The 16,284-nt window shown below is 71.3% G+C and carries 10 protein-coding genes and 1 tRNA gene; 7 read left to right on the top strand and 4 right to left on the bottom strand.

Annotation, left to right across the window (positions count from 1 at the left end; translation table 11 throughout):
* Nucleotides 1–39: 39 nt before the first annotated feature.
* The 5 genes from FHP08_RS01410 to FHP08_RS01390 all read left to right on the top strand — a co-directional run bounded on the left by FHP08_RS01410 (nucleotide 40) and on the right by FHP08_RS01390 (nucleotide 6,696).
* Nucleotides 40–936 carry an NAD(P)-dependent oxidoreductase gene (locus FHP08_RS01410; RefSeq protein WP_147702514.1) on the top strand — a complete coding sequence of 299 codons (897 nt, stop codon included), beginning with the start codon at nucleotides 40–42 and terminating at the stop codon, nucleotides 934–936.
* Nucleotides 937–1,008: 72 nt separating this feature from the next.
* A tRNA-Ala gene (locus FHP08_RS01405) sits at nucleotides 1,009–1,084 on the top strand.
* A 447-nt stretch (nucleotides 1,085–1,531) separates the two neighbouring features.
* Entirely contained in the window at nucleotides 1,532–2,200 is a 669-nt protein-coding gene (locus FHP08_RS18385) for a DUF937 domain-containing protein (protein WP_187272119.1), read from the top strand.
* Nucleotides 2,201–2,237: 37 nt separating this feature from the next.
* Nucleotides 2,238–5,582, top strand: coding sequence for a mechanosensitive channel MscK (gene mscK / locus FHP08_RS01395; RefSeq protein ID WP_147702513.1), 3,345 nt, complete (start codon nucleotides 2,238–2,240; stop codon nucleotides 5,580–5,582).
* Nucleotides 5,583–5,679: 97 nt separating this feature from the next.
* Nucleotides 5,680–6,696, top strand: a complete 1,017-nt coding sequence (locus FHP08_RS01390; protein WP_147702512.1) for a patatin-like phospholipase family protein — start codon at nucleotides 5,680–5,682, stop codon at nucleotides 6,694–6,696.
* Between the two features lie 41 nt (nucleotides 6,697–6,737).
* On the opposite strand, the gene FHP08_RS01385 is transcribed toward FHP08_RS01390, so the two are convergent.
* From FHP08_RS01385 to FHP08_RS01370, 4 genes are read right to left on the bottom strand one after another with little or no spacing between them, the layout of a single operon-like run.
* Complete coding sequence (locus FHP08_RS01385) at nucleotides 6,738–7,145, bottom strand: diacylglycerol kinase (RefSeq protein ID WP_147702511.1); 408 nt, start codon at nucleotides 7,143–7,145, stop codon at nucleotides 6,738–6,740.
* A 15-nt stretch (nucleotides 7,146–7,160) separates the two neighbouring features.
* A complete protein-coding gene (locus FHP08_RS01380) occupies nucleotides 7,161–8,216 on the bottom strand; it encodes an acyltransferase family protein (RefSeq protein WP_147702510.1) in 1,056 nt (351 codons plus the stop codon).
* Nucleotides 8,217–8,225: 9 nt separating this feature from the next.
* On the bottom strand, nucleotides 8,226–10,799 hold the full coding sequence (gene cphA / locus FHP08_RS01375; RefSeq protein ID WP_147702509.1) for a cyanophycin synthetase: 2,574 nt from the start codon (nucleotides 10,797–10,799) through the stop codon (nucleotides 8,226–8,228).
* 56 nt (nucleotides 10,800–10,855) lie between these two features.
* Nucleotides 10,856–13,099 (bottom strand): cyanophycin synthetase, encoded by a 2,244-nt coding sequence (locus tag FHP08_RS01370; protein WP_147702508.1) that lies wholly within the window; start codon nucleotides 13,097–13,099, stop codon nucleotides 10,856–10,858.
* A 326-nt stretch (nucleotides 13,100–13,425) separates the two neighbouring features.
* Between FHP08_RS01370 and FHP08_RS01365 the strand changes: the two genes are divergently transcribed.
* Entirely contained in the window at nucleotides 13,426–15,684 is a 2,259-nt protein-coding gene (locus FHP08_RS01365) for a cyanophycin metabolism-associated ABC transporter (RefSeq protein WP_225878992.1), read from the top strand.
* Complete coding sequence (locus FHP08_RS01360; protein WP_147702506.1) at nucleotides 15,681–16,178, top strand: cyanophycin metabolism-associated DUF1854 family protein; 498 nt, start codon at nucleotides 15,681–15,683, stop codon at nucleotides 16,176–16,178. Before FHP08_RS01365 ends, FHP08_RS01360 begins: the two co-directional genes overlap by 4 nt.
* Nucleotides 16,179–16,284: the final 106 nt, after the last annotated feature.

The following is a 16,284-nucleotide window of genomic DNA, read 5'->3' as shown; positions in this document are numbered from 1 at the left end:
CCGACATACCTGTTCCCACTTCGAATGGAGAGACTGACGATGGCCCGGATCGGTTTCATCGGAGCCGGCGCGATGGGCGCGCCGATGATCGGCCACCTGCTCGGGGCCGGCCACGAACTGGTCGTGCACACCCGGCGGCGCGAGGCGGCGCAGGCCGTGGTCGACCAGGGCGCGCGCTGGGCGGCCACGCCGGCCGCGGCGGCGCGCGAGGCGGACTTCGTCTGCACCAACGTGACCGCCACCGCCGACGTGGAGAAGGTGCTGTTCGGCGAGGGCGGCGTGGCCGGCGCGGCGAATCCGGGAACGGTCGTGATCGACTTCTCGACGATCTCGGCGGTGGCCACCCGCGAGTTCGCCGAGCGCCTGGCCAGAAAGGGCATCGAGATGCTCGACTGCCCGGTGTCGGGCGGCTCCATGGGTGCGCAGGCCGCCACCCTGTCGATCATCGTCGGCGGCAAGGCCGAGGTGCTCGAGCGGGCGCGGCCGCTGCTCGAGACGCTCGGCAAGACGATCACCCACATCGGGGGCCACGGGGCCGGCCAGGTGGTCAAGGCCTGCAACCAGGTCGTGCAGGTGGTGAACATCCAGGGCATCGCCGAGGCGATGCTGTTCGCGCAGGCCAACGGCGTGGACCCGAAGAAGATGCTGGTCGCGCTTCAGGCCGGGATGGCCGGCAGCCGGATGCTCGACATGATGGGGCCCAAGATGGCCGGGCGCGACTTCGCCGCCGGCATCGAGGCCCGCCTGCACCAGAAGGATTTCGGCCTGGTGGTGTCGATGACGCAGGCGCTGGGCCTCGCCATGCCGGCCACCGCGCTCGTTTCGCAGCAGCTCAACGCGCTGGTCGGCAAGGGCTGGGGCAGGGACGACACTTCGTCGCTGCTGCGGGTGCTCGAGGGCGCGAATCCGGCGGCGAACGACCCGGGCAATGCCTGATCCGGGTGCCCGCCGGCCGGGTGCGAAGGCTTGCCGGAGCATTGCCCGATCTGTGTATAATGGCGGGCTCTTGGGGCGGTAGCTCAGCTGGGAGAGCGTCGCGTTCGCAATGCGAAGGTCGGGAGTTCGATCCTCCTCCGCTCCACCAAGAATCGAAAGGCTCGGGGTCAAACCCGGGCCTTTTTGTTTTCGCGGCGAAGCCGACGTCGACGATCCGGGCGTGACCGTCATCACCCGCCGCGATGCGCCGGATGCCGTCGTGATGTGGCGGGATGCCTTCGAAATCCGGCAGGCGACCGTGCATGTGCCCGAGACGCCGGCCAACGCCGCGCACCTGGCCAGGTCGATCCGGCAACGCGAGTGGGCGGGAGCGCACAGGCTCCGGGCACGAAGCGGCGGCCCCCTGGCCGCTGCCTGCGTCCTGGCCCGGGATCCGCGCGATTCACGTCGATCCGGAGGCCGCCGCCCCGAAGCGCCTGCAGGAATCTGCCCCGGTCAGCCCGGAGGCCGGCCGCGCGCGGCCATGATTCGACGGTATGCTCCGACTGACGCCCGACAAGCCGGGCCAGCCAACCAGCAGGCAAAGGGAGAGCCCATGAACATCCTCGAAGCGATTCTTTCCGCGCAAGGCGGCGCCCCGGTGCGCCAGATGGGCGCCCGCGTCGGGGTCGACGAGGGCCAGGCCCGGTCCGCGCTCGAGGCGCTGCTGCCGATGCTGGCCGGCGCGGTGAACCGCAACGCCACGCAGCCCGGCGGGCTCGAGGCGCTGCTCGGCGCGCTGTCCGATGGGCATCACCAGCGCTATCTCGACGATCCGTCCAGCCTCACGGACGAGGTCGCGGTGGAGGACGGCAACGCCATCCTGGGCCACCTGTTCGGCAGCAAGGAGGTGAGCCGCGAGGTCGCCTCGCGCGCCTCCGCGCAGACCGGGCTCGGCGCCGACGTGCTCAAGCGCATGCTGCCCATCGTGGCAGCGATGCTGATGGGCGGGCTCAGCAAGGGCGCACTCGGCGGCGGGCAAGGCGACTCGGGCGGACTGGACGGTGTCCTCGGCGGTGGACGGGGCGGCAGTCAGGGTGGACTGGGCGACGTGCTCGGCAGCGTGCTGGGCGGCGGATCGGGTGGCGCGGCATCGGGTTTCGGCCGGCCCGGGTCCCAGGGCGGCCTGCTGGACATGCTGACCCCGATGCTCGACCGCAACCGGGACGGTTCGGCGCTCGACGACATCCTGGGCATGGCAAGCCAGTTCCTGGGCAAGCGCTGATCGCAGGTCCGGCCGCTGATCGCGCCTCCGGCGTCCGATGAGCGTACTTTCCAGGCTGCTGTTCGCCCACTGCCTGCTGGTCTGGGCCCTTCTGGCGGGCTCGGTGTCGAGCGTGCTCGCCCAGCCGGCGGCGGCGCAGGCGGGCGCGTCGGCGCCGGACGCGGCGGTGGTCCGCAAGAATCTCGACGAACTGGGTTCGCGGAATCTGCCCGAGGCGGAGCGCAACGCGCTCAAGCAGGTGCTGGAGCAGACGCTCGCCCAGCTCAAGACGGCCGAGGAGAGCGCCGAGCGGCTCCGGCAGCTCAGGCAGACGCTCGATGGAGCGCCCGCGCGGATCAAGGAGGCGCGCGCCGAGCTCGAGCGCCTGGGGGCGGGCGCCGAGCCCGCGGTGCCAGCCGGGGTGGCCGAGCGCGGCCTGGGCGAGCTCGAGAAGCTGTTCGACGAGCGCAGCGCACGCCTTGCCGAGTGGCAGAAGGAACTGGCCGACGCCAACAGCCAGGTCATTGCTGCGCAGACGCGCCCCGAACGCGGCTCCGAAGAGACCATCGCGGGCGAGAGCCGCGCGAAGGCGCTCGCCGATGCGCTGCGCACCGGTCGCGAGGCCAACCGGCCGCTCACGCCCGAGCGCCGTGACCTGCTCGCGGCGGAGGCGCTGGCGCTCGAGAATCGCCTGCGCCTGCTGCGGCAGGAACTGGCCGGCAACAGCGTGCTCCTGGAGCTCAACCAGGCTCGCCGGGATCTGCTGGCGGAGCGGATCGCGCGCGAGGAGCGGGCGATCCAGGCGCTGCAGCAACGGATCGCGGAGCGCCGCCGCGCGCAGTCGGAGCAGGCGGTGGCGGAGCTCACGCCCGGCGCGCCTGCCCAGGGCGGCGGCCTGCTGGCGCAGGAGGCCGCGCTCAACCGCAAGCTCTCCGAGTACCTGCTGGGCGCCACCGACCGGCTCAACGATCTGAACCGGCGCAGTCTCGAGGCGCGCCGGCAGCTCGACTCGCTCGAGCAGGTCGAGCAGGCGCTCGACGAGCAGATCAGCGTGCTCCAGGGAAGCCGGCTCCTCACGCGGATCCTGTACGAACAGCAACGCGCGCTGCCCCGGCTGCAGCTCGACGGCGAGCTGGCCGACCAGCTTGCCGACCTGCGCCTCTATCAGTTCGAGATCGGTCGCTATCGCAGCGAGCTGGTCGATCCGGAAGCGCTCGCAGCGCGGCTGATCGCCGAGCATCCGTCCGAGCCGGCGACCGACGCGCTGCGCCAGGAGTTGCGCGCGCTGCTCGCCACGCGGGCCGAGTTGTTGCAGCGGCTGACCCGGGAACTGGACGCGCTGATCGGCGCCTCGTTCGAGCTGCAGACCAGCCAGACGGCGCTCCGCACCACGACCGACCGCCTGCGCGCCACGCTCGACGAGCACATGTTCTGGGTGCCGAGCAACCGTCCGCTGGATCTTGCCTGGCTGAAGGCGGTTCCCGGGATGCTCGAGCGACAGCTCGCCGGTTTCTCGTGGCGAACGATGCTGTCCGATCTCGGCGCGGCGTTCTCGGCGCGACCCCTGGCCGTCTTGCCGGCGCTGCTGCTGGCGGCGGTATTGTCGTGGCAGCGCCGGGCCCTGGGGCGCAGGCGGCAGGCGCTGCACGGCGACATCGGCAACGTGCGGCGCGACAGCCAGTGGCACACGCCGCTGGCGGTCCTGCTCGACCTGCTGGCCGCGCTGCCTGTGGGCCTGATGCTCGCGCTGGCCGGCCACGCGCTGCAGCGCGACGGGCGCGGCCTCAATCCGGAGATCGGCGGGGCACTGCTCGAGATGTCGCTGGTCTGGATCGTGCTCCACACTGCCTGGCGGATGCTGTCGCCCGGCGGCGTGGCGGAGCGGCACTTCGGCTTCGATCCGGCCAGGGCCGCGATCGAGCGCACGCGCACGCGCAGGCTCGGCCTGGTGACGCTGGTCCTGATCGCGGTGGCGACGCTTGCCGAGAAGGTGCCGGCGGCGCTGGCCGAGGACGTGATCGGCATCGTCGTGCTGCTGGCCGGGCTGGGCCTGATGGCCTGGCAATTCGGGGCGCCGGTCCGCGACGAAGAAGGCGAGCGGATCCCGGGCTTCTCGCTGCTCGCGCTGCTCGCCCTGCGGCTGTTGCCGCTCGCGCTGATCGTGACGGTCTGGCTGGGCTACTACTACACCGCGCTGAAGCTGAGCGGCCGGCTGGTCGACACGCTGCTGGTGCTGGTGGTCTGGAGGGTGCTCGAGGCTTCGGTGATGCGCAGCCTGGCGGTGGCCGCGCGCCGGCTCGCGTTCCAGCGGGCGCTCGCGCGGCGGCAGGCTGCGCGCGAGGAGGCCGCCCGCGAGAACGCCGAGCTGCCCGAGGTCGTGGAGGAGCCGGTGCTCGACATCGAGCAGGTCAACCGGCAGTCGCTGCGCCTGGTGCGGCTGGGCCTGCTGGCGCTCGCGCTGCTCGCGCTCTACTGGGTCTGGGCCGACCTGATCGCGGTCACCGCCTACCTCGACAAGATCACGCTCTACCAGTACGAAGGCGGCTCGGCCGGCGCCTCGGCCCTGGTCCCGATCAGCCTGCTCGACGTGCTGGGCGCGCTGGCGATCGCCGGGGCCGCGCTGGTGCTCGCGCGCAACCTGCCCGGCCTGCTCGAAGTGCTGGTGCTGTCGCGAATGAGCCTGGGCCAGGGCAGCGCCTACGCCGCCACCACGCTGATCTCCTACCTGATCGTGGGGGTCGGCGCGGTCTCGGCGCTGTCCGCGCTGGGCGTGAGCTGGGACAAGCTGCAGTGGCTGGTCGCCGCGCTGGGCGTCGGCCTGGGGTTCGGCTTGCAGGAGATCTTCGCGAACTTCGTGTCGGGCCTGATCATCCTGTTCGAGAAGCCGGTGCGCATCGGCGACGTGGTCACGATCGGCAACCTCTCGGGCACGGTCAGCCGGATCCGGATACGCGCCACCACGATCATCGACTTCGACCACAAGGAGATCATCGTCCCGAACAAGACCTTCGTGACCGACCAGCTGGTGAACTGGACCCTCACCGACACGGTGACCCGGGTGACGATCAAGGTGGGAGTCGCCTACGGCTCGGACCTCGACCGGGTTCGCAGCCTGCTGCTGAAGATCGCTGCCGAGAATCCACGCGTGCTGAAGGAGCCCGAGCCGATGGTCGTCTTCCTGCAGTTCGGCGCGAGCACGCTGGATCACGAACTGCGCGTGCACGTGCGCGAACTCGCCGACCGCAATGCCGCGGTCGACGAGATCAATCGCAGGATCGACCGGGTGTTCCGCGAGCTGGGGATCGAGATCGCGTTCAACCAGATGGAAGTCACGCTGCGAAGGGCGGACGCGGTCGCACCGAGGCCGCGACCGGAAGACGGCGCTGCGCCGGCGCTAAAATGATGGTCTCGCCTGCGCGAGCCAGGGCGGCGCGAGCGCGTCGGGCAGGCCATGCCGCGGCGCCTGTCGCGGGGCGCGCTGCCGAAGGAAGTCACTCCCGATGAGCTCCCCCGAGCGTAAACGGCCCTCGGCGCCGAAGGCGCCGCCCCACGAGTCCGGCGAGCCTGCGTCGGGCGGCCTCGCTGCGCGTTTCGCCGGCAAGCGGGTCGGCCTCGCGCTCGGCAGCGGCTCGGCGCGCGGCCTGGCCCACATCGGCGTATTGCGTGCGCTGGTCGAGGCCGGCATCCGGGTCGACGTGGTCGCCGGCACCAGCATGGGCGCCTTCGTGGGCGCGATGTTCGCGGCCGGCAAGCTCGACGAGCTCGAGAAGGAGTTCCGGGGCATGGGCTGGCAGGGCATCGCGTCGCTGGTCGATCCGGTGTTCCCGCGCTCGGGCCTGATCGACGGGCTCAAGATCGGCGAGTTCGTCAGGCGCCATGTGGCCGAGCCCGACATCGAGGCCTTGCCGATTCCCTTCCGGGCGGTGGCCACCGACATCTCCACCGGCGAGGAAGTGGCCATCGGTTCGGGCAGCCTGATCGAAGCGGTGCGCGCGAGCATCGCGGTGCCGGGTGTTTTCAACCCGGTCCGGTGCAACGGCAAGGTCTTCGTCGACGGCGGGCTGGTCGATCCGGTGCCGGTCAGCGTCGCCCGCCAGATGGGCGCCGAGGTCGTCATCGCGGTGGACCTGAACCACGACATCGTCACCAACCGGCTCACGCGGCCCAACGGGACCGACAACGGCAAGCCGATCGTGCAGGCCATGACCCGGGTGCTCGAGAGCTTCCAGCCGCTCGAGCATCCGATGCTGATCCAGTTTCGCGAGTGGCTCGAGCGCGAGCCGTTGCCGGGCATCGTCGACGTGATGCTGGCTTCGCTGTACATCATGCAGGCGCGCATCGCGCAGGCCACGCTGCAGCTCGATCGGCCCGAGGTGCTGATCCAGCCGCCGCTGGGCTCGGTGCGCTTCCTGGAGTTCGATCAGGCGGGCGACATCATCGAGATCGGATATCGCAGCGCCACCGGGCGCTTGCACGAACTGGCAGGCGAGCAGGCGCCAGGCAAGCTCGAGGCCTGACGATCCGGGGCCCGGGAAGGGCGCGCCGCAGGCGGGCGCATTCAGCCGAAGAGCACCAGACTCCAGACCGCCGCCACGTTCAGCAGCGCGATCATCACCGCGGCGCTGCCAACGTCCTTGGCGCGCTTGGCGAGCGGATGGCGGTCGAGCGAGATCCTGTCGATCGCGGCTTCGACTGCCGAGTTCAGCAGCTCGACGATCAGCACCAGCAGGATGCTCGCGATCATCAGCGCCTTGCCGGTTCCGGGCACGTCGAGCAGCAGGGCCACCGGCACCAGCGCGATCGCCAGCAGCAGTTCCTGGCGGAAGGCGGCTTCGTGGCGCCAGGCCGCGGCAAGTCCGTCGGCAGAGTTGCGCGTGGCGTTCAGCACGCGGCGCAGGCCCGTTGCGCCCTTGCGCGGCGAGTCGGCGTCCCTGCCGGTTGGCAGCGTGTCGCGCGGCTCAGGCATCGGCGCGCGAGGCCTTCAGCGGGCCGGGGCCTCTGGCGCGGCGGCGCCGCCGAAGCGGGTCTCGATCCGGCGATGGAAGAACGCGCCTGCGGCAACGCTGGCCGCCCAGGCGAGTCCGATGCCCGCCAGGTTGGCGAAGGGGTCTGCTCCCACGAAGCGGGCGAACGCGGCGTTCACCACCAGGCACACCGGGAAGTGGACCAGGAAGACCGAGTACGAGATGTTCCCCAGGAAGGCGATCGGGCGGGCGTGCGGCCATCGCGAAAGCATACCCCAGCGACTGGCGGCCGCCAGGCCGATCGCCACGGCGAGCGCCACCGCGATCCGGACCCGGAAATCGAGCGCCAGCGCGGCGACCGTGGCAGCGAGCAGCAGGATCGCGGCCAGTGGGATCCGGGCGCGGTCGCGTGCCTGCCAGGCAAAGGCGCCCAGCGCGTAGGCGCCGAAGAAATAGGGCGCGGCCACGTCCCAGCGGGCATCGCGATTGAACACGAACAGCGAGGCCAGCGCCAGCGCGAGCACCGGCAGCCACGGGGCGCCCAGCCGCTGGCCCAGCCAGATTGCGAGCAGCATCGTGCCGAAGAGCTGCAGGTCGATGGCCACGTACCAGACACCGGCCGACAGCGCTTCCTGCCCGAGCAGGTCGTGCAGCAGCAGCGCATGCGCAAGCAGCTGGCCGAGTCCCGGTGCGGCCGGCACCGAGTCGTGCTGCATCCAGGCGCGAGCGATCGCCGCGCCCACGATCGCGAGTCCGATCGCGGCGATGAAGGGCAGGGCCAGCCGGCGGTAGCGGCGCCCGAAGGCGGCGAGCATCCGGCCCGGCGTCGCCGGGGCCGCGCCGGTCCTGGCGAGGCTTCGCGCGGTCAGGAAGCCGCCGATCACCAGGAAGACCTGGACCGCCACCCGGGCGTGCTCGGTCAGCCAGCCGAACAGCGCCGGCGCCAGCGGCGCCGCGGCGTCGGACATCGGTCCGTAGAAGGCCAGGTGGTGAAGGACGATCAGCTGCGAGGCGATCGCCTTCAGCGCGTCGATCAGCGGCAGGCGCGCGGCCAGCGCCGCGGATCGGCTCATCGGCGGCGCTCAGGCCGCCTTCGCCACCTGTTGCTCGGCGACCCGGGCGCCGATGTGCGCGAGCGCCTCCTCGACCTGGTCGACCAGCACCAGGCACAGGTCGCCAGGCTGCAGCCTGGCCAGCGCGCGGTCGATGGCCAGGAACTCGCCGCGGATCTCGTCCACCTCGCGCACGCGCGTGGCGCCGGCCAGGCCCTGGCGCAGCAGCGACAGCACTTCGCCGTCGGCGCGGCCGCGCTGGCAGGCGTCTTCGTAGAGGATCACGTCGTCGAAGCTCGCGCCCAGGATCTCGGTCTGGCGCCGCAGGTCTTCGTCGCGACGGTCGCCGGCGCCGCTGATCACCACGTGACGGCGCCTGGCGGGCATCGCGTCCACCGCCCGCACCAGCGCCTCGATCGCATCGGGGTTGTGCCCGTAGTCCGCGATCACGGTCGCGCCCTTGTAGTCGAAAACGTTGAAGCGGCCCGGCGCCGTGTTCGCGTCGTTGACGAAGCTGCGCAAGCCGGCTGCGATGGCGTCCCAGGACAGGGCCACTGCCCAGCCGGCCGCCATCGCGCCCATCGCGTTCTCGACCTGGAAGGGAATCGTTCCGTTGCGGGTGAGCGGCACCTGCGCGAGCGGGATCCGGTGCTCGGACTCGCCTTCGGCGGCCACGAGGTCGCCACGCTCGACGAACACCACCCGCTTGCCGGCGGCGCGATGCGCGGCCAGTACCGGATGCGAGGCGTCGGCGGCGAAGAAGATCACCGAGCCCGGGCAGTAGGGGGCCATGGCCGCCACGATCGGGTCGGCGGCGTTCAGCACTGCATGGCCGGCGGGGGCTACGTTCTCGACCACGACCCGCTTGACCGCGGCGAGGCCTTCGACGGTGGTGATGAAGTTCATCCCCAGGTGGTCGCCCGCGCCGATGTTGGTGACGACCGCCACGTCGCAGCGGTCGAAGGCCAGGCCTTCGCGCAGGATGCCGCCGCGCGCGGTTTCCAGCACCGCGAAGTCGACGTCCGGATGCATCAGCACGCTGCGCGCGCTTCGCGGGCCGCTGCAGTCGCCGGTGTCGATGCGGTTGCCGGCCACGTAGACGCCGTCGGAGTTGGTCATGCCGACCCGCTTGCCGGTGCTGGCGGCCAGGTGAGCGACCAGCCGGACGGTGGTCGTCTTGCCGTTGTTGCCGGTGACCGCCACGACCGGGATCCGGCCGTCCTCGCCCGGCCCGAACATCGTGTCGACCACGGCCTGGCCCACTGCCTGGCCTTCGCCGAAGGAAGGCGAGATGTGCATGCGCAGGCCGGGCGCGGCGTTGACCTCGACGATGCCGCCGCCTTGCGATTCGAGCGGCTCGGCCACCGTGGTGCAGACCACGTCGACGCCGCAGATGTCCAGGCCCACCGTCTGGGCGGCCGCGACCACGCGGGCGGCCAGCTCGGGATGGACGTCGCGGGTCACGTCGGTGGCGCTGCCGCCGGTGCTCAGGTTGGCGTTGTTGCGCAGGACGACCCGCTCGCCCCGGGCGGGCACCGAGTCGGGCGTGTACTGCTGGGTGGCCAGCCGCGCCAGCGCGATGTCGTCGAGGCGGATCCGGGTCAGCGGCGTGGCGTGGCCGTCGCCGCGGCGCGGATCGGTGTTCACCTGGTCGACCAGCTGGCGGATCGTGCGCTTGCCGTCGCCGACCACCAGCGGCGGATCGCGGCGCGCCGCGGCGACCAGTCGGTCGCCGACCACCAGCAGCCGGAAGTCCTGGCCCGGCAGGTACTTCTCGACGATGATCTCGGCGCCGTGCTCGCGCGCCGCCGCATAGGCGGCCAGCACCTGCTCGCGGGTGCTGACGTTCACCGCCACGCCCTTGCCCTGGTTGCCGTGGCGCGGCTTGACGACCACTGGCGTGCCGATCTCGCAGGCGGCCTTCCAGGCGTCGTCGGCGTCCTCGACCGGCCGGCCGAGCGGCACCGGGATGCCGGCGCCGTGCAGCAGGTCCTTGGTCAGGTCCTTGTCCTGCGCGATGGATTCGGCGATCGCGCTGGTGCGGTCGATCTCCGCGGCCTGGATCCGCTGCTGCCGGCTGCCCCAGCCGAACTGCACCAGGCTGCCGCTGGTCAGGCGGCGATAGGGGATGCCACGGGCCACCGCCGCGTCGACGATGTTGCCGGTGCTCGGCCCCAGGCGCTCGTCTTCGTCGAGCGCGCGCAGTCGGGCCAGCGCGGCAGCCGCGTCGAAGGGCAGGTCGTCACGCGCGGCTTCGCAGAGGGCCTGCGCGAGTTCCACCGCCAGGCGGCCGACCGCCTCCTCGCTGTACTCGACCACCACCTGGAAGGTTCCGGCCTCGGGGGTGGGTGCGGTTCGCGAGAAGCTCACGGGGCACCCCGCCTCGACCTGCAGCGCCAGCGCGCAGGCCTCGAGCGCGTGGGCGAGCGAGGCGTCGGCGCCGAGCGCGGGCAGCGCCGGGAAACGCTGCCGGACCCGGGCCAAGAAGCCCGGCATCAGGTCGAGCGATCGTTCGCGCGCCTCGCATTCGACGACCGCCTCGATCGAGGTGCGGCGGCTCCAGAGATTCGGACCGCGCAGCGCGCGGATACGGGTGAGATTCATGCGTGGGGGGTTCCGCTGGGGAAGGGCAGGGCGGCGATGGGGGTCGGGCCGACGGGTCAGGCCAGCGCGCGATCGGCCGGCGCCGGTTCGGCGGCGGCCGGAACCGCGGCGCGAACCGGGACGGCCGGGGCCACGCCGGTGGCCGGCGCGGGCTCGATGGTCTCGATCGCCGAGCGGATCAGCTCGGTGCTCAGGCCCAGCGCCCAGGCGGCGGCAACCGCGGCCAGCACCGGCTCGACGGCCGGTTCGTCGGCGCCTTCGAGCGAGGGCACCGAAGCCAGGCGGGTGAGGATGATCTCCTCGCCGCCGGTGGCCAGCACGATCAGGCCGTCGCGGGTGTGGACCGAGCGGCCGCCGCGCGCGCGGTGGCCGTCGATGGCCGGCAGGGTCGGGTTGGCCGCGTAGAAGATCACCTCGCCGTCGCTGAGCGATGCCATCCGCGCCACCATCGGATCGGCGGCGTTGAGCACCGAGGCGCCGTCGGTCAGGACCACGTCGACCTGCGTGCGCAGCAGGCTGTACACCTGATCGAGCTCGAGGATGTCGCGTCCGGGCAGGGCGTCGGCCAGTTCCACGCTGGTGACCACGCCGACCGCGCAGCGGTCGTAGGCGAGACCTTCTTCGGCGATCGTGCGGGCGGTGTTCTCGATCACCGCCGCGTCGACCGCGCGATTGACCAGCAGCCGGCGACCCGACTCGAAGTCGGTGCAGTCGCGCTGCTCGAGCTGGCGCTCGGCGAGATACAGGCCATCGGCGCAGGCCAGGCCGGTGCGCTGGCCGGACAGGCGGAGCATCCGCTCGACCAGATGGGCGATGGCGGTGGTGCCGCGGCGGCCGGTGATCCCGACCACCGGAATCCGGCCGGATTCACCTTCGGGGAACAGGTGATCGGCGATCGCGCGGCCCACGGGGCGCGGCTTGCCCTCGGCGGGCTTGAGGTGCATCAGCAGGCCCGGGCCGGCATTGACCTCGACGATCGCGCCGCCCTGTTCCTGCAGCGGGCGCGAGATGTCTTCGGCCACCAGGTCGACGCCGGCGATGTCCAGGCCCACGGTCCGGGCGGCCAGCGCGGCGGCTGCCGCCACCGAGGGGTGGACCTCGTCGGTGCAGTCGATCGCCACGTTGCCGTTGCGCTGGATCAGCACCCGGCTGCCGGCCGGCGGGATCGAGTCGGGCTCGAAGCCCTGGTTGGCCAGCTCGATGCGGGCGGCCGAGTCGATCCGGACCGGGTTCAGCGGCGCGTCTTCGGTGCGGCCGCGACGGGGGTCGGAATTCAGCTGGAGCTCGATCAGCGACCGGATCGTGTTGGCGCCGTCGCCGGTGACCCAGGCCAGCTCGCCACGCGCGGCGGCGGCCAGCTTGCCGCCGACGACCAGCAGGCGATGTTCGTTGCCCAGGACGAAGCGCTCGACGATCACGCCGCTGCCTTCCCCCGCAGCGACTTCCCAGGCGCGGGCCACCTGCTCGCGGGTGCGCAGGTTCGTGAACACGCCCCGACCGTGGTTGCCGTCGTAGGGCTTGACGACCACCGGCAGGCCGACTTCCTCGGCGGCGGCCCAGGCGTCGTCGGCATCGGTCACCAGGCGGCCCTCGGGAACCGGCACGCCGACCGTCTGCAGCAACTGCTTGGTCAGGTCCTTGTCGCGCGAGATGCCTTCGGCGATCGCGCTGGTCAGCTCGGTCTCGGCCGTCCAGATCCGCTTCTGCCTGGAACCGTAGCCCAACTGGACCAGGTTCCCGTCGTTCAGGCGAATGGCCGGGATCTTGAGCGCTTCCTGGGCGGCCTCGACGATGCAACCGGTGCTCGGGCCCAGGCAGGCGTCGTCGGCCAGGTCCTTCAGCGTGTCGATGGCGCCCGGCACGTCGAACGCCCGGTCCTCGATGGCGGCCATGATCAGGTCGCGCGCCGAGTACAGCGCCGGAACCGTGACCTTCTCGTGCCAGGCGGTGACCACGACCTTGTATACGCCGCGTTCGGAGGTTTCGCGCGCCTTGCCGAAGCCGCCGGGCATGCCGGCCTGGTTCTGCAGCTCGAGCGTGACGTGCTCGAGCACGTGTCCGGCCCAGGTGCCTTCGCGCAGGCGCCGCAGGAAACCGCCCCGGACCCCGTAGCTGCAGCGATGCTCGATCAGGCCGGGCAGCCAGGTCGACAGCCGCTCGTAGAACCCGGGCAGGGTGTTCGACGGAAAGTCTTCCAGTTCGCCGATGTCGACCAGCGCCTCGATCACCGGCGGGTAGGTCCACATGCTGGGACCGCGGAGGTGGGTCAGCTGGAGGATGTCGATGTAGCGCTTTTTCACTTTTGCGAGTCCGGCCTGGCGGCCTGTATGCGGGAAGAGCCCCGAGGGGTGTTCAACGGAGTGTCGGCGAACCGGTTTACCGGCTGACGCGGGTTCGAGCGCGAATCGCTCCAATTCCGAGACAAGCCTCGCAGCGGCCCTCATTGCGTGCGACATCTGTCAGATTCGATCAGATTCGCTACGCTTCCGATGCGGTACGCTTGCCGACCTTCCGGCCCCCCTGCCCCCGGTTGCCCGGTCGCCCGATGCATTCCTCCGAACATATTTCTTCGATCGCCCCGTCCGAGCCCGTTCGCGAGTCGCACGGCGATCGCTCGCATGAGTTGGTGGTCCCCGAGCGTTGGCGCGGCCCGCTGGGCGCCGGGCTCGACGGGGGCGAGACCCTGCTGGCCTTCTTCGTGCTCGATCTCGACGCGTCCTTGCGCTTCACCGAAGGCCTGCTCGCGCTGACCGACCGGCGGCTGCTCGCCCGCGGCGCCGACGATGCCGTCTGGCAGGCCTGGCCGCTCGACCCGTCCTGGTCGCTGCGGCACCACGACCACGCCGGCGTGGGCACGCTCGAGCTGGTCGACGAGCGGGGGCGCCTGGCGCTGTGGCGCTACACGATCGGCCATCACGCCACGATGCTGCGTTTCGTCGAGGCCTGGGAGCGCGCCTGCGTCGAACTGCGCGAAGGCAAGGCGCCGACGCCGATCGCCAGGCCGCTCTGCGCGAGTTGCGGCGCGCCGCTGCCGCCCGGCTCGGAGGAATGCCCGCGCTGCGACGGCGAGTCCACCGAGGCGCCGTCCACCTGGACCCTGTTCCGGCTCTGGCGTTTCGCCCGCCCGTATCGCTGGCAGTTGCTCGGCGGCTTCCTGCTCACGCTCGCCGCGACCGCCGCGACGCTGGTGCCGCCCTACCTGACCATGCCGCTGATGGACGAGGTGCTGATCCCGTACCAGAACGGCCAGCCGATCGACCGCGCGCTGGTCACCGGCTACCTGGGCGCGCTGCTGGCTGCGGCACTGGTGGCCTGGGCGCTGGGCTGGGCGCGCACCTACATCCTGGCGCTGGTCAGCGAGCGGATCGGCGCCGACCTGCGCACCAGCACTTACGAGCACCTGCTTTCGCTGTCTCTCGAGTACTTCGGCGGGAAGCGCACCGGCGACCTGATGGCCCGGATCGGCGCGGAGACCGACCGCATCAACGTCTTCCTGTCGCTGCACCTGCTCGACTTCGCGACCGACGTGCTGATGATCGCGATGACCTCGGCGATCCTGTTCTCGATCGAGCCCTGGCTGGCCTTGGTCACGCTGCTGCCGCTGCCCTTCATCGCCTGGATGATCCACCAGGTGCGTGACCGGCTTCGTCACGGCTTCGAGAAGGTCGACCGGATCTGGGCCGAGGTCACCAACGTGCTGTCGGACACGATCCCCGGCATCCGCGTGGTCAAGGCCTTCGCGCAGGAAAAGCGCGAGGCGGCCCGCTTTCGCGCGGCCAACCAGCACAATCTGGCGGTCAACGATCGCGTGAACCGGGTCTGGTCGCTGTTCTCGCCCACGGTGACCCTGCTCACCGAGGTGGGGCTGCTCATCGTCTGGGCCTTCGGCATCTGGCAGGTCTCGCGCGACGAGATCACGGTGGGCGTGCTGACCGCCTTCCTGGCCTACATCGGGCGCTTCTACATCCGCCTCGATTCGATGAGCCGGATCGTGTCGGTGACCCAGAAGGCGGCCGCCGGCGCCAAGCGGATCTTCGACATCCTGGACCACCAGTCCAACGTGCCGGAGCCCGTCGATCCGGTGCCGCTGGCCGACGTTCAGGGCCGCATCACGCTGCGCGACGCGGGCTTCCGCTACGGTAACCGGGCGGTGATCCGCGGCCTGAACCTCGAGATCGCCCCGGGTGAGATGATCGGCCTGGTCGGGCACAGCGGCTCGGGCAAGAGCACGCTGGTGAACCTGATCTGCCGCTTCTACGACCTGAGCGAGGGCGCGATCCTGGTCGACGGCATCGACGTGCGAAAGGTGGCGATCGCGGACTGGCGCCGGCGCATCGGCGTGGTGCTCCAGGAGCCTTTCCTGTTCTTCGGGACCATCGCCGAGAACATCGCCTACGGCCGGCCCGATGCGAGCCGCGAGGAGATCGTGGCCGCGGCGCGCGCGGCGCACGCCCACGAGTTCATCCTGCGCCTGCCGCACGGCTACGACTCCGTCGTGGGCGAGCGCGGCCAGTCGCTGTCGGGCGGCGAGCGCCAGCGGATCTCGATCGCCCGCGCGCTGCTGATCGATCCGCGCGTGCTGATCCTCGACGAGGCCACCTCGTCGGTGGACACCACCACCGAGAAGGAAATCCAGAAGGCGCTCGACAACCTGGTGCGCGGTCGCACCACGATCGCGGTGGCGCACCGGCTCAGCACCCTGCGCCGCGCCGACCGGCTGGTGGTGCTCGACCGCGGCCGCATCGTGGAGATGGGTACGCACGACGCGCTGCTCGCGCGCGAAGGCGCCTACTGGAAGCTCTACCAGGCGCAGCAGCGCCAGGCCGAGGCCGATGCCGAGGCGGCCGCGCAGACGCTGCCGTCTCCGGCGCGGGAGGAAGCATGACGACCGGCACGAACGAGAACGCGATCCGCACCGGCGATTTCACGCTGGTGCGCGACGGTTTCGGCCGGCTGGTGCTCACTGGCGCTGACGGCGTCGCGCACGAAGGCGTGATGCCGGTTCGAGCCTTCCCGATCTCGTCGCCGGACACCGGGTTGGCGATCATGAGCGCCGATGGCCACGAGCTCGCCTGGGTGGACGACCGGGCCGCGTTGCCGGCCGACCTTGCCGCGCTGATCGCCGAAGAACTCTCCGGACGCGAGTTCATGCCCGAGATCCGCGCGATCGTCTCGGTGTCCAGCTACATGACGCCCAGCACCTGGAGCGTGGCGACTGACCGCGGCGGCGTGAGTTTCGTGCTGTCCGGCGAGGAGCACATCCGCCGGCTGGCGGGCGGCATGCTGCTGATCGCCGACAGCCATGGCGTGCACTTCCTGATCCGCGACCCGAAGGCGCTCGATCGCGCGAGTCGCAAGATCCTCGACCGCTTCCTGTAGCGCGCCGCAGCGACCGGTCGCGGGGCGCCGCCCCCGCGTCGATGACGACGAACAAAAAAGCCGCCGGGCTCCTGCGAGCACCGGCGGCCAGCACGCCGCCCGGGAC

It is taken from the genome of Zeimonas arvi, from assembly GCF_008039575.1.
Lineage (GTDB): Bacteria > Pseudomonadota > Gammaproteobacteria > Burkholderiales > Burkholderiaceae_E > Zeimonas > Zeimonas arvi.
Note: the sequence above shows the minus strand (reverse complement) of the source record. Positions and strands in the feature narration are given on the sequence as shown.